Source organism: Rhodoglobus sp. GW821-FHT12B09, from assembly GCF_058809925.1.
On the sequence record NZ_JBXATB010000003.1, the window covers coordinates 410,463 to 423,575 of the forward strand.

Consider the following 13,113-nt stretch of genomic DNA (forward strand, 5'->3'; position numbering starts at 1 on the left):
GGCCGCGCTACTCGAACGCGGTGGTCCCGGGGAGCCGCGAGCGCATGACCGCGATCGCGTCGGGATTCTGGTCGACGAGCACGAACCGGCGTCCGAGAGCCGCCGCGACGGCGCCCGTCGTGCCGCTGCCGGCGAAGAAGTCGAGCACCCAGTCGCCGGGCGCGCTGGAGGCCTGGATGATGCGGCGCAGGATCCCCTCCGGCTTCTGCGTGGCGTACCCCGTCTTCTCCCGCCCGGTCGGGGACACGATCGTGTGCCACCAGACGTCGGTGGGCAGTTTGCCCCGCTCCGCCTTCTCGGGCGTGACGAGCCCCGGCGCCATGTACGGCTCGCGGTCGACGGCCTCGTTGTCGAAGTAGTACGACTTCGGGTTCTTCACGTAGACGAGGATCGTGTCGTGCTTGCTCGGCCACTTCCGGGTGGCGCGGGCGCCGTAGTCGTAGGCCCAGATGATCTCGTTGAGGAAGTTGTCGCGGCCGAAGAGCGCGTCGAGCACGACCTTCGCGTAGTGCGACTCCCGGTAGTCGAGGTGGAGGTACAGCGTGCCGCGGTCGTCGAGCAGCCGCCAGGCCTCGATGAGGCGCGGCTCGAGGAACTCCCAGTAGTCGGCGAACGTGTCGTCGTACCGGGTCAGCGTGCCCTTGATCGTCTCGTAGCTGCGGCCCTGGAAGCCGGTGCGGCTGCCCTCGGAGCTGCGCTTGGTCGTGATCGTCTGCCGCTGCTGGGCGCGGCCGGTGTTGAACGGCGGGTCGAGGTAGACGAGTCGGAACGCGGCATCCGGCAGCGCTTCGATCGCGGCGAGGTTGTCGCCGTGGATCACGAGGTCGGGGCCGTCGCTCGTGAAGGGCATGTGCCGAGATTAACAGAGGGCCCGGGGAGTAGCGTTCCCGCATGACTCCTGCGAACCCCTTCCGAACGGCGCTCAAGCTCATCGGCATCCTCGGCCTGGTGGTCGGTGCCGTGCTCCTGCTCATCGGAGCCGCCGCGTACAGCACCGCTCTCACCGAACTGGAGCAGTTCGGCAGCCCGCTGGACCCGGCGCGATGGGCGGGTCTCGTGAGCGCCGGCAGCTGGCTCGGCGGCATCGGAGTCGCCGCACTCCTGCTCTGGCTCGCGGTGTCGTCGATCGGGTGGGACTCCTCGATCGAGCGCCCCGACCGCGGGCAGGCCCTCACGCCCGAGGAGATCAGCGCCCTGCTCCAGCGCAAGGCGGACCGCGGTTGACCGACGAGGGCGAGAACCCGAGTGTCGAGCTCAGCACCAACGGGGTGGGGCCGTGGCGCGGCGAGTGGCCCGACGACCCGCGGTACGACCCCGAGCTTCTGGCGCGCGGCGACTCGCGCAATGTGATCGACCGGTTCCGCTACTGGACCATCGAGGCGATCAAGGCCGAGCTGGATGCCACCCGCCACCCGTTCCACGTGGCCATCGAGAACTGGCAGCACGACATGAACATCGGGTCGATCGTGCGCAGTGCCAACGCCTTCGGGGCGAGGACGGTGCACATCATCGGCCGGCGGCGGTGGAACAAGCGCGGTGCGATGGTGACCGACCGCTACCAGCACGTGCTGCACCACCCGGATGTCGCCGACTTCGTCGCCTGGTGCCGCGCGCAGTCGCTGACCATCGTCGCGGTCGACAACGTGCCCGGGAGCGTGCCGATCGAGACGCACCCGCTGCCCGAGGCGTGCGTGCTGCTGTTCGGGCAGGAGGGCCCCGGGCTCTCGGCCGAGGCGCTCGCCGCTGCCGACCTCGCGGTCGAGATCACGCAGTTCGGCTCGACGCGGAGCCTCAACGCGTCAGCGGCGGCGGCCGTCGTGATGCACGCGTGGGTTACCCAACACGTCACCTTCACCGCGGGTTGAGTAGGCCGCCCGCGGCCGTATCGAAACCTGACGTCGAGCAACCGGTTTCGATACAGGCGCTAGAGCGCCTTACTCAACCCGCCAGAGCGCCTTACTCAACCGGCCAGAGGGGAGGGGCGCAGCTCGCGGAGGGTGCGGAATCGGCTCTGCTTGCGGGCACCCAGCACCGTGATCCCGAGCGCGACGACGAGCCACACGAGCAGCGGCCAGACCGCCGACCAGAGGCTGTCGCCGCCGTACATGAGCTGCCGGACTCCCTCGACGGCGTGGCTCATCGGCAGGGCCTGGTGGAGGAACGCGAGCGGCGCCGGCAGGGTCTGCCAGGGGAAGGTGCCGCCCGCGGTGACGAGCTGCACGATCATGAGGAGCAGCCCGAGGAACTGTCCGATGCTGCCGAGCCAGACGTTGAGCGCGAGCACTATCGCCGCGAACGTCACCGAGACGAGGACCATGAAGGCGAGCATCCCGCCCGCGTTCGCCGGCTGCAGGCCGAGCACGCCCGTGACGATCGCGAACAGCGCGACCATCTGGACGGCCCCGAGCGCGGCCGGGGTGATCCAGCCCGCGAGCGCGGTCGAGACCGGGCGGCGCACGGCCGTGAGCGCGCGGCGCGAGAGCGGGCGCACCAGCAGGAACAGCGCGTAGATGCCGATCCAGGCGGCCAGGCTGATGAAGAACGGGGCGAGGCCGGCCCCGTAGTTCTGCGCCTCGGTGATGGCGTGCTGGTCGACCTTCACGGGTGACGCGATCGCGGCGGCCGTGGTGCCGCGGGAGGCGTCGGTGGTTGCGGGCACCTTGTCGACTCCGTCGGCGAGCGAGCGGTCGAGCTGGGTGGCGCCGGAGGAGAGCCGCGAGAGGCCGGAGCTGAGGTCCACGGCCCCGCTCGAGGCGGTCGAGGCGCCGTCGGCGAGTTCGGAGGCTCCGCCGGCGGCCGAGTGGACGGCTCCGGCGAGGGCGGGCGCGGCGGCGTTGAGCGACTGGGCCCCTGCGGAGACCTGGGCGGCGCCGGTCGAGAGCGCGCCGAGCCCTCCCGACAGCGCGTCGAGCTCGCCGAGGATCGTCGCCTGATCGGTCGGCGAGACGTTCGAGCCCGCGAACGCGGCGGCAAGCTGCGACCGGATGCTCGGGCTCAGGCCCGCGGCCTGCGCCGCCTTCCGGGCGACGGTCGAGGCGCCGGCCGCGAGCGCCGAGGCGGAGCCGGGGAGCGCGGCGGCCTGCGAGTCCAGCTCGCCGAGGCCGCTGCTGAGGGACGCGGCCCCCGAGGCGAGAGTCGCGCTGCCCGAGGCGAGCGACTGGGCGCCCGCGGTCGCGGTGGCCGCGGCATCCGCGAGCGTCGCAGCACCGTCGCGCGCGTCGACCAGCCCGGTGCGGATCGAGTCGACCGCGTCGAGGAGCGTCCGTGCAGCGTGCTCGCCGACCTGCTGGGTGATCACGACCTGCACGGCGGCCGCGGCCTGCTTCGCGAGGGTCGTGCTCAGGTAGCTGTTGGTGTCGTTCGTCGTGAGCACGAGCGAGGCCCGGGTGGGATGCGCGTCGCCGGAGGACTCGAGGTCGTCGGAGAACGACCTCGGGAAGGTGAGGCTGAAGTCGTAGGTGCCGTCGGTGACGCCCTGCTCCGCCGCCGCGTCGGAGGAGACGACCACCCAGCCGAAGCGCTGGTCCTTCACGAGCTCGTCCGCCGCATCCCGTCCGTAGGTGCCGGTGTCGTCCACGACGATCGCCGCGGGCACTCTGTCGAGCTGGTTGTACGGGTCGGCGTTGCCGTAGAGGTACAGGCCGCCGTAGACGACCGGCACGATCATCAGCGCGACGAGGGCGAGCAGCCCCATGCGGCTGGAGACGAGCCGGTCGAGCTCGGAGCGGACAAGGGTGACGATTCTCATGAGAGCAGCTCCGCGGTGGGGAGGTCGGTGACGACGATGACGGTGATACCGCGCTCGCCGATGGCAGTGAGGGCCCCGAACCAGTCGGCGGGGTTGCCGCCGTGCCGCTCGGGGGAGGTGACGACGAGCGCCTCGACGCCGTCGCGCAGGAGGGCGAGCTCGCTGAACAGGCGCACCCGGTCGGCGGGCGGCAGGGCGCGCACGGGTACCTTCGCGTAGCCGAGCAGCTCGTGCTGCTCGAGGAAGGCGCGCACCGCCCCCCGCGATACCGGGCGGCCGGCGAAGCTGAACTCCTCCGCGACCACCGACATGAGCGAGACACCGGGCACCGGCTCGGCCACGACCGGGGTGTCGACGAGGGCGACCCGGGCGCTGTCGGTGGCCACGGTGCCGGAGTCGGCGCGCAGGCGGCCGCCGAGCAGCATGGAGACGAGCAGCGGCCGTTCTGCGGTCTCGACGGCGAGCACCGTGACACCGGGGCCCGCGTCGAGGGTGAGCGGCGGCACGGGGGCGCCGAGGCCCGAGCCGAGAGCGGCGTCGGTGAGGGTGATGCGCATCAGGAGTCCAGTTCGGGATGGGTGTCGATGAGTGCCGCAGCCTGCTCGGCCGAGAGGCCCGCGGTCGAGAGGACCAGCAGCACGACGAGACGGTGGGCCGCGGAGCCCGGCATGGAGTCGGACGAGGCTTCGGCGAGGGCGGTGAGCGCGGCATCCTCGACCAGGCGTGCAAGACGGGGCACCGGGATGTCGCGGCGCACGCTCCCGGCCGCCACGCCTTCGGCGATCGACTCGGCGACGCGCAACCGCAGTGGCGCGAGGGCCTCCGCGGTGTGGCCCTTGAGCGGGCCGCGGACCGCGAACACCGCCATCACCCGGATGTCTTCGACCTCGTGCCACAGGCGGGAGGCGATGAGGGCGAGGCGCACGAGGGGATCCTCGTGGTCGACGGTCGCGACGGAGGCCGCGACCCGGGCGGCGCCGAGGGTGATGAGCTCGCGCAGCAGCTCGTCCCGCGTGGCGAAGTGCCCGTAGACAGAGCGGCGGGAGAGGCCGGCGCGGGCCGCGATGGCCTCCAGCGAGGCATCCGGATCGAGGTTGAGCTCGACCCGCGCGGCGGCCAGCAGGGCCTCGCGGTTCGCTACTGCATCACTTCTCATTGCCTCATTATATTGCACACCGCTGTGCAAGTTACAACCTCATCTATAATGAATTGCAAGACCCCACCACTTCGAAGGGATCCCACCATGCCCGCAATCGTGATCATCGGCGCCCAGTGGGGCGACGAGGGCAAGGGCAAGGCGACCGACCTGCTGAGCGGCCGCATCGACTACGTGGTCAAGTTCAACGGCGGCAACAACGCCGGCCACACCGTCGTCGTCGGCGACCAGAAGTACGCGCTGCACCTCCTCCCCTCGGGCATCCTGACCCCCGGCGTCATCCCGGTGATCGGCAACGGCGTCGTCGTCGACATCGAGGTGCTGTTCGACGAGCTCACCGCGCTCTCCAGCCGCGGCGTCGACGTCTCGCGGCTGCTCGTGAGCGCGAACGCGCACGTGATCACGCAGTACCACCGCACGCTCGACAAGGTGACGGAGCGCTTCCTCGGCAAGCGCCAGATCGGCACGACCGGCCGCGGGATCGGGCCGGCCTATGCGGACAAGATCAACCGCGTCGGCATCCGGATCCAGGACCTGTTCGACGAGAACATCCTCCGCCAGAAAGTGGAGGGCGCCCTGCACCAGAAGAACCACCTGCTGGTGAAGATCTACAACCGCCGCGCGATCGCCGTGGACGAGGTCGTCGAAGACCTGCTGTCGTACGCCGACCGCCTGCGCCCCATGGTCGCCGACACCGGATTGCTGCTCAACCAGGCTCTCGACGCGGGCAAGACGATCGTGTTCGAGGGCGGCCAGGCCACCATGCTCGACGTCGACCACGGCACCTACCCGTTCGTCACCTCGTCGAACTCGACGAGCGGCGGCGCGGCCACCGGCTCGGGCGTCGCGCCCGCGCGGCTCAGTCGCGTGATCGGCATCGTCAAGGCGTACACCACCCGCGTCGGCGCGGGCCCGTTCCCGACCGAGCTCGAGGACGAGTCGGGCGAGTGGCTGCGGGCGAAGGGCTTCGAGTTCGGCACCACCACGGGCCGCCCCCGCCGCACCGGCTGGTACGACGCCCCCATCGCGCGGTACTCCGCCCGCATCAACGGCGTCACCGACTACGTCATGACCAAGCTCGACGTGCTCACCGGCCTCGAGACCATCCCGGTGTGCGTCGCCTACGAGGTCGACGGCGTGCGGGTGGACGAGGTGCCGGTGTCGCAGTCCGACTTCCACCACGCGGTGCCGATCTACGAGGAGTTCCCGGGCTGGTCCGAGGACATCACGGGCGCCCGCACCTTCGAGGACCTGCCGAAGAACGCCCGGGACTACGTGCTCGCGATCGAGGCGATGAGCGGCTCGCGCATCTCCGCGATCGGCGTCGGGCCCGACCGCGAGGCGATCATCGTGCGGCACGACCTGATCGACGGCTAGCGGTCGAGCAGGCCGTATCGAAACCCAAGGTTTCGATACGGCGCTAGAGCGCCTACTCAACCCGCTTAACCCGTGGCTTAACCCCGGCGGGACCGCAGCGTTTACTCCCCGTTCGCGCCCCCTCGACCGGGGGTCCCCCCTTCTGGGGACCTCTAGCGTGAACTCTGCCGAACCCGCCGGCAGCGCTTACCCCCCTCTGAGCTACCGGTCGGCATACCCGAAAATCCCGACGACCCGACCGGCAGTCTTCCCGAGTGCCGGTCGGGACGAGGAATGTGACCCGACATGACTCACACAGTCGACCGCGGATACCCGTGGCAACTGGCAGGATCCCCCGACCTGCAGCTCCACCGCGCCCGCTCGCGCCCCACCGAGTGGGCGGTGACCTTCCTGCGCCTCGTGACCGTCACGGACATCGTCCTGATCATCGTCGCGACGGCCAGCACGCACCTCCTGTGGTTCGGATTCCAGCACGTGCTGGTCGCGGCGCCGGTCGAGCTCGGCATCGACTATCTGTTCTTCTCCGGCGGACTGGTGATCGCCTGGATGATCGCGCTCAGCGCCTCCGGATCGCGCGACACCCGCATCCTCGGCACCGACTCGACCGAGTACCGCCGCGTGATCAACTCGACCGCGCTGCTGTTCGGCGGCATCGGAGTGTTCGCGGCCATGACCCAGACCGACCTCGCCCGCGGCTACCTGGTCACGGCGTTCCCGCTCGGGCTCGCGCTGCTCCTCGCGTCGCGCTGGTCGTGGCGGCGCTGGCTGCACGTGCGCCGCCGCCGTGGCGAGTTCTCGTTCCGGGTGGTCATCATCGGCAGCACGGAGCGGGTGCGCGAGCTCGCGGCATCCCTCGCGATCCGTCCGGATGCCGGCTACCGGGTGGTCGGCGCGCTGCTGACCGACGGCGGCTCGGGCTCCATCGAGGGTGTGCCGGCGACCCGGGTCACCCGCGCGACGCTGTTCGACCGGCTCGCCGAGACCACCCAGGACACGGTGATCGTCGTGGGCTCGGAGGAGCTCGATGCCGACGCGATCAACGAGCTCAGCTGGAGGCTCGACGCCGGCCAGCAGCTGGTGGTCGCACCCCAGCTCGTCGGGGTCGCCGGCTCGCGCATCCATACCCGCCCGGTGGCGGGGCTGCCCCTGATCCACGTCGAGACCCCGTCCTACGACGGCCCGAAGCGCTTCGCGAAGCGCGCGTTCGACATCGCGGGCTCGGCGCTGCTGCTCCTCCTGCTGGCGCCGCTGTTCCTCGTGACGGCCCTGCTGATCAAGGCCACCGCGCCCGGCCCGGTGTTCTACCGCCAGGAGCGCATCGGCCTGAGCGGCGAGCCGTTCTACATCCTCAAGTTCCGCAGCATGGTCACCAACGCGGACGCGCACCTCGCCGCACTCCTCGAGGCCCAGGGGAACGGGGGCACCCCGCTCTTCAAGGTGAAGCACGACCCCCGCATCACGCCCGTCGGCCGCGTCATCCGCCGCTACTCGATCGACGAGCTGCCCCAGCTGTTCAACGTGCTGCTCGGCGACATGAGCCTCGTCGGCCCCCGCCCGCAGGTCGACGGCGAGGTGCGGCTCTACGACTCGAAGGCCAGCCGACGCCTCGCGGTGAAGCCCGGCATGAGCGGGCTGTGGCAGGTCAGCGGCAGGTCGAACCTGTCGTGGGAGGACAGCATCCGGCTCGACCTGTACTACGTGGAGAACTGGTCTGTTACGAGCGACCTCGTCATCCTCATGCGCACCGCCAAGGCGGTCTTCGCCCACGACGGGGCCTATTGACGTGACCGCCCTCGACTCGCTCGCGACCCTCGCCCCGGCACCGTCGGGGCGACTCGTCGTGCTGCACGTGGTCGAGAGCTGGGGCGCGGGCGTGCGCGCGGCAGTGATCCGGTACGCGACAGCGACCCCCGAGTACGAGCACCACGTGCTGCGCGGCACGGGCCGCAGCGAGTTCGCCTCCGACGGGGAGCAGGTGTTCGCGAGCGTGCTCGACCTGCCCTCCGGCGCGCTCGCCGCGCGTCGGGCCATCGGCGCGGCGGCGCGCGGCCTGCGGCCCGACATCGTGCACGCGCACTCCTCCTACGCCGGCCTCTTCGTGCGCACCGCCCTGCGCAGCACCCCCGCCCGGCGGATCATCTACAGCCCCCACTGCTTCGCGTTCGAGCGCCTCGACCTGCCGCCGGCGGTGCGCGCCGCCGTGCGGGGGGTCGAGCTCGTGCTTGCCGGCAACACCGACACGATCGCGGCCGTCTCCCGCGCCGAGCTCGCGACAGCGTCGCGACTGGGCGCGAGCGCGGTCTATGTGCCGAACGTGCCGAGCACCGGGAGTCCGGCGGCGGTGACCTCGACCGAGGGGGTCGTCGCCGTCGGACGCATCGGCGCGCAGAAGGGGCCGGGCTTCTTCCGCGACGTCGTCGAGCTCCTGCAGAAGCGCCGGCCCGCGGTGACCGCCACGTGGGTCGGCGACGGCGACGACCGGGATGCCCGCGCCGATCTCGAGCGCAGCGGCATCCGGGTCACGGGCTGGCTGTCCTCCGGTGCCGCCCACTTCACGGTGGCGGGCGCGGCGGCCTACGTCCACACGGCGGAGTGGGAGGGCTTCCCGATCGCCATCCTCGAGGCCGTCGAGCTCGGCGTGCCCGTGGTCGCGCGCGAGGTACCGACCCTGGCCGGCGCGATCGCCACCCCCGGCCTCACCACGGCGGCGCAGGTCGCCGCCGCGGTCGACGAGCTGCTCTCGGGCGGGCCCGCGGCCCGCGAGCAGAACCTCTCCGCGTGGCGCGAGCTGCTGGCCGGCAACACCGCGGCCGACCAGGCGGCTGCGCTGCGGTCGCTGTACGGTCCGCGCCTCACGGTGAACGGCAAGTGGCTCGGGTCGCGGCAGAGCGGCATGCAGCGCTACGCGGGGGAGGTCGCCCGCCGCATCCTGTCGCTGTCGCCGGATGCCCGTGTCATCGCCCCCGCGAACGCCGTGCTCCCCGACTGGCTGCCCGCCGACCGGGTCACGCGCTCCCGCCTGAGCGGGGTGCCGTTCGAGCAGCTGGAGCTCCCGCTGCGCACACGCGGCACCACGCTCCTCAACCTCGCCGGCGCCGCACCCCTCGTGAAGCGCGACCAGCTCGTCGTGATGCACGACGCCGCCCCCGCGCGCTTCCCGGCGACGTTCTCCCGCCGGTTCGTCGCGTGGTACTCGGTGATGAACCGCGTGCTCTCCCGCCGCGCCCGCCACCTCGCGACCGTGTCGGAGTTCAGCCGCCGCGAGCTCGCCGACGTGCTCGGCGTCGACAGGTTCACGGTCGCGCCGAACGGGCACGAGCACCTGCTGGCCGCGCCCGCGGCGCCCGCCTCGCCCGCCGACGAGCGCGGCGCGTACGTCCTCTGCGTCGGCAACCTCACGCCGAACAAGAACCTCGTGCCGGTTGTGACCGCTCTCGCGGCAGGGGGCATCCGCGTCGTCGTGGTCGGCGCGGGCGGCGCGAGCAGCGTGTACGCGCAGGAGGCGGGCCTCGACATCCCGGGCGTCGAGCTTGCGGGCCGCGTGAGCGACCACGAGCTCGCGGAGCTGCTGCGCGGGGCGACGGCTCTCGTGTTCCCGTCACTGTACGAGGGCTTCGGCCTCCCGATCGTCGAGGCGCAGGCCCTCGGCTGCCCGGTGATCGCCTCGGACCGGGCATCCATCCCCGAGGTCGCGGGCGACGGCGCGCTGTACTTCGACGCCCTCGACCCCGCGCAGGCGGTCGCGCTCGTGCGGTCGCTCGACGCGGGCACCCGCGAGCGCCTGGTGCAGCGCGGGCACTCCAACGTCGCGCGCTACACGTGGGACGCTACTGCCATGACCCTGCTCTCGCTCGTGGCCCGCGGAACGGCGGTGGGCGCGCGATGAGGATCGCCCAGTTCGTCGGATCCCTCCTCGAGCCGCTCGGCGGCGCCGAGCAGTACTGCCTCGAGCTCGCGCGCTGGCAGCGCGACCAGGGCCACGACGTCACGATCGTCACCGGGTGGGTCTCGCCCGGTATCGAGAAGTCCCTTGCGGCCGAGGGCCTGGCGGTGCGCGTCGTGCGCAGCCGCCGGCCGTACCCGCCCGACCGCAAGGGATCCAAGCCCGCCGCCGTGCTCTTCCACGGCCTCGACCTGCTCGGCTCGGTGCGCCTCGCCGCGCCGGTGCGGCGGCTGCTCGCCGAGCCGTGGGACGTGGTGCACGTGCACCGCTTCGCCGGCTTCGGCGCGGCCGTGCTGCGCTCGGGCCGCCCGACGGTCATGACCGTCCACGACTACGGCCTGGTCGACACCACCACGACGCTCCTCCGGCACGGCCGCGAGGTCGAGGCGCCGCCGCTCGTGCAGCGGCTGCGCACCCGCCTCACGAACCGGTCGGTCCGCTCCGCGCGGCTCGTGTTCCCGACCGAGCGGCTTCGCGACAAGCACGTGCAGTGGGGGCTCGAGCTCCCGGCTGTCACCGAGGTGATCCCGCACGGCTGGCGCGGTGCCCGTCCCCCCGCCTCCGCTCCCACCGGCCCGGTCGTGTTCCTCTTCCTCGGCAAGCTGATCGCGACGAAGGGCGTCGAGCTGCTCCTCGAGGCCTGGGGCAGCGGGATGCCCGGGGCCGAGCTCTGGGTCGCCGGCGCCGGGCCGCTCGAGCAGGCCGTGCAGTCCGCGCCGAACGTGCGCCCGCTCGGCTGGCTCGACGACACCGGACGCCGCGCGGCGCTCGCCGCGGCATCCGTGCTCGTGCTGCCCTCGACCTGGCCCGAGAACTTCCCGCTCGCGGCCGCGGAGGGCGTGCTCGCCGGCCTCCCCCTGGTCTCCACGACGATCGCCGCCCCGCCCGTGCTGCACGACGGCGTCAACGGGCTTCTCGCGGCACCGGATGCCGACTCCCTCCGCGCTGCGATGGAGCAGCTGCTCGACCCGGCCCGGCGCGCGTCGTTCGCTGCGGGGTCCCGCGAGCTCGCGCTGGAGCTCGACTTCGACACCCACGGTCGGCGCATCGAGGCCCTGTACGCGGCGGTGGTGCCGGCATGAGCCTCCAGGACCGCCTGCTGCGGGCATCCCGGGGCCGTGTTCTCGGCCGCCTCGCGTACCTCGCGCTCAAGTCGCTGGGCGTGGAGTTCCCGCGCTCGGTGAGGTGGGCAGCGCCCCTCGAGCTCGCGCACGGGGCCGTGGGGCTCGTGGTGCACGCGCGCACCGTGATCGGGTCGGGCGTGACGCTCATGCCCGGCGTGGTGCTCGGCCGGTCGGACTCGTGGATCCCGGAGACGGCGGCCAGTGCATCCGGCCGCATCGTCGTGGGCGACCGCGTGACTGTCGGCGCCGGCGCGAAGGTGCTGTTCAAGTCCGGGCAGGAGCTCGTCATCGCCCCGGGCACTATCGTCGGCGCCAACGCGGTGCTGCTCGAGTCGACGGGGGCCGACGAGATCTGGGCGGGGAACCCGGCGCGCAAGGTGGGGTCGAGGAGCGCGTGAGCGTCACAGTTCTCGGCATCGTGACCCTGCTCGCGATCGTCGGCGTCTGGTTCGTGCGGCGGGAGTGGACCCAGTACGTCGTCGGCGCGACCGTCGCGTTCCCGCAGACGGCGGGCGTGATCGTCGCGGGCAACGGCTTCCCGCTCTTCTACCTCGCCGTCGTGGTGCTCGTGGTGCTCGCCTTCCCGCACGCGCTACTGGGGCTCTCCCGCCTCGGTCGAGCGCGGCCGGGCAAGCGCGAGCGGATGCTGCCCGACCTGATCGGCGCTGCCCTCGTGGTGTGGGCCGCCGTCATCACGATCGCCGGCCCGCGCATCTTCGCCGGCATGCGCGTCTTCGCGCCCGAGCTCGGCGTCGACGCGCAGGTGGGCAACATGGCCACGCTCGCGCCGTCGCTCGGCAACATCGCGCAGCTCGGCTACGTCGCGATGGGCGTCGTGCTCCTGCTGGTCGCCGGCAGGCTCTTCCCGGTGGATGCCCGGCTCCTGGGCTCGGCGCTGTGGGTCGCGATCGTCCTCGCCGCCGTGCGCATCGTTGCCGAGCCGGTGTGGCCGCACGAGCTGCTGCAGAACATGCCGTCGTTCCACTACGCGACCCCCGAGCGGCTCTCCGGCACCTTCTACGAGCCGTCTGTGCTCGGCCTGTACCTCACCGCCGCCGCCGGCTACTTCGGCGCGCGGCTGCTGTGGTCGTCGGGGGCCGGCCGCGCGGCGGCGCTCGTCGCGCTCGCGCTCGTGGCCGTGGACTTCGTGCGCAACGGCTCGGGCACGGCACTGCTCGGGCTCGCGATACTGTTCGCGCTGGCCGGGGCGGTGGCGCTCGTGCGGCAGCTGCGGTCCGGCCGGTTCGGGGTGCGGCCCCTCGCCGTCGTCGGGGCGGTCGTGGTGGTGGGTGCTGCGCTCACGCAGATCCCGGTCATCCTGCAATTCACCGTCGGCTCGGCCGCGAGCAAGGCGGACTCGGACAGCTTCGTGGCCCGCACCGCCTCCAACGTGCGGTCGTGGCAGATCTTCCTCGAGAGCGGCGGCCTCGGCATCGGGCTGGGCGGCAACCGCCCGTCGAGCCTCTTCATGCTCGTGATCAGCTGCCTGGGGGTGATCGGGCTCCTGCTCGTGGCGGCTCTCGTGGTGCTCGCCCTGCGGCGCGCCCTGGTGAACCGCGCCATCGAGCCCGCCGGCTGGGGACTCGCGGGCGTGCTGGTCGCGGCGATCGTGGCGGTGCCCGACCTCTCGACCCCCGCGATCTGGATCGGCCTCGCGGCCTGCCTGTACTCGGCCCTCCCGCCCGTGCGAAATGCAGGAGATCCGGCGCTCAGCAGCGCAGAAGTGCCCGATCTCGCGGCCCGCCCGAGCTGATCTCCTGCATTT

At 72.1% G+C, this 13,113-nt stretch carries 12 protein-coding genes; 8 read left to right on the top strand and 4 right to left on the bottom strand.

Translation table 11 applies throughout. The features are described from left to right. Positions 1 to 7: 7 nt before the first annotated feature. Positions 8 to 850, bottom strand: coding sequence for a DNA-methyltransferase (locus tag AC1RTC_RS09225; protein WP_493155220.1), 843 nt, complete (start codon positions 848 to 850; stop codon positions 8 to 10). A gap of 41 nt (positions 851 to 891) precedes the next feature. Between AC1RTC_RS09225 and AC1RTC_RS09230 the strand changes: the two genes are divergently transcribed. Both AC1RTC_RS09230 and AC1RTC_RS09235 read left to right on the top strand, forming a co-directional pair. Next, positions 892 to 1,224, top strand: coding sequence for a hypothetical protein (locus tag AC1RTC_RS09230; protein WP_493155221.1), 333 nt, complete (start codon positions 892 to 894; stop codon positions 1,222 to 1,224). After that, positions 1,221 to 1,865: a TrmH family RNA methyltransferase gene (locus AC1RTC_RS09235; RefSeq protein WP_493155222.1), complete on the top strand. Its 645-nt coding sequence runs from the start codon at positions 1,221 to 1,223 to the stop codon at positions 1,863 to 1,865. Before AC1RTC_RS09230 ends, AC1RTC_RS09235 begins: the two co-directional genes overlap by 4 nt. 95 nt (positions 1,866 to 1,960) lie before the next feature. Here AC1RTC_RS09235 and AC1RTC_RS09240 read toward each other — a convergent pair whose 3' ends face one another. The 3 genes from AC1RTC_RS09240 to AC1RTC_RS09250 are packed head-to-tail and all read right to left on the bottom strand — an operon-like array spanning position 1,961 to position 4,904. Continuing rightward, positions 1,961 to 3,748: a YhgE/Pip family protein gene (locus AC1RTC_RS09240; RefSeq protein WP_493155223.1), complete on the bottom strand. Its 1,788-nt coding sequence runs from the start codon at positions 3,746 to 3,748 to the stop codon at positions 1,961 to 1,963. Further along, positions 3,745 to 4,305 carry a hypothetical protein gene (locus AC1RTC_RS09245; protein ID WP_493155224.1) on the bottom strand — a complete coding sequence of 187 codons (561 nt, stop codon included), beginning with the start codon at positions 4,303 to 4,305 and terminating at the stop codon, positions 3,745 to 3,747. Before AC1RTC_RS09245 ends, AC1RTC_RS09240 begins: the two co-directional genes overlap by 4 nt. Further along, positions 4,305 to 4,904, bottom strand: coding sequence for a TetR/AcrR family transcriptional regulator (locus AC1RTC_RS09250; protein ID WP_493155225.1), 600 nt, complete (start codon positions 4,902 to 4,904; stop codon positions 4,305 to 4,307). The genes AC1RTC_RS09245 and AC1RTC_RS09250 overlap by 1 nt, the downstream gene beginning before the upstream one ends. 87 nt (positions 4,905 to 4,991) lie before the next feature. Here AC1RTC_RS09250 and AC1RTC_RS09255 point away from each other — a divergent pair, with 87 nt between their 5' ends. From AC1RTC_RS09255 to AC1RTC_RS09280, 6 genes are all read left to right on the top strand, one after another. Then, entirely contained in the window at positions 4,992 to 6,281 is a 1,290-nt protein-coding gene (locus AC1RTC_RS09255; protein ID WP_493155226.1) for an adenylosuccinate synthase, read from the top strand. A gap of 285 nt (positions 6,282 to 6,566) precedes the next feature. Continuing rightward, complete coding sequence (locus AC1RTC_RS09260; RefSeq protein WP_493155227.1) at positions 6,567 to 8,063, top strand: sugar transferase; 1,497 nt, start codon at positions 6,567 to 6,569, stop codon at positions 8,061 to 8,063. A gap of 1 nt (position 8,064) precedes the next feature. Further along, on the top strand, positions 8,065 to 10,167 hold the full coding sequence (locus AC1RTC_RS09265; protein WP_493155228.1) for a glycosyltransferase: 2,103 nt from the start codon (positions 8,065 to 8,067) through the stop codon (positions 10,165 to 10,167). Next, on the top strand, positions 10,164 to 11,306 hold the full coding sequence (locus AC1RTC_RS09270) for a glycosyltransferase (RefSeq protein WP_493155229.1): 1,143 nt from the start codon (positions 10,164 to 10,166) through the stop codon (positions 11,304 to 11,306). The genes AC1RTC_RS09265 and AC1RTC_RS09270 overlap by 4 nt, the downstream gene beginning before the upstream one ends. Next, on the top strand, positions 11,303 to 11,746 hold the full coding sequence (locus tag AC1RTC_RS09275; protein ID WP_493155230.1) for an LbetaH domain-containing protein: 444 nt from the start codon (positions 11,303 to 11,305) through the stop codon (positions 11,744 to 11,746). Before AC1RTC_RS09270 ends, AC1RTC_RS09275 begins: the two co-directional genes overlap by 4 nt. Then, positions 11,743 to 13,101, top strand: a complete 1,359-nt coding sequence (locus tag AC1RTC_RS09280) for a hypothetical protein (protein ID WP_493155231.1) — start codon at positions 11,743 to 11,745, stop codon at positions 13,099 to 13,101. The genes AC1RTC_RS09275 and AC1RTC_RS09280 overlap by 4 nt, the downstream gene beginning before the upstream one ends. Positions 13,102 to 13,113: the final 12 nt, after the last annotated feature.

What these genes read in the sequence shown, in the direction of transcription:
- AC1RTC_RS09240 (WP_493155223.1), bottom strand. Translation starts at nt 3,748, where the DNA reads ATGAGAATCGTCACCCTTGTCCGCTCCGAGCTCGACCGGCTCGTCTCC.
- AC1RTC_RS09250 (WP_493155225.1), bottom strand. Translation starts at nt 4,904, where the DNA reads ATGAGAAGTGATGCAGTAGCGAACCGCGAGGCCCTGCTGGCCGCCGCG.
- AC1RTC_RS09255 (WP_493155226.1), top strand. Translation starts at nt 4,992, where the DNA reads ATGCCCGCAATCGTGATCATCGGCGCCCAGTGGGGCGACGAGGGCAAG.
- AC1RTC_RS09275 (WP_493155230.1), top strand. Translation starts at nt 11,303, where the DNA reads ATGAGCCTCCAGGACCGCCTGCTGCGGGCATCCCGGGGCCGTGTTCTC.
- AC1RTC_RS09230 (WP_493155221.1), top strand. Translation starts at nt 892, where the DNA reads ATGACTCCTGCGAACCCCTTCCGAACGGCGCTCAAGCTCATCGGCATC.
- AC1RTC_RS09260 (WP_493155227.1), top strand. Translation starts at nt 6,567, where the DNA reads ATGACTCACACAGTCGACCGCGGATACCCGTGGCAACTGGCAGGATCC.
- AC1RTC_RS09225 (WP_493155220.1), bottom strand. Translation starts at nt 850, where the DNA reads ATGCCCTTCACGAGCGACGGCCCCGACCTCGTGATCCACGGCGACAAC.
- AC1RTC_RS09270 (WP_493155229.1), top strand. Translation starts at nt 10,164, where the DNA reads ATGAGGATCGCCCAGTTCGTCGGATCCCTCCTCGAGCCGCTCGGCGGC.
- AC1RTC_RS09245 (WP_493155224.1), bottom strand. Translation starts at nt 4,305, where the DNA reads ATGCGCATCACCCTCACCGACGCCGCTCTCGGCTCGGGCCTCGGCGCC.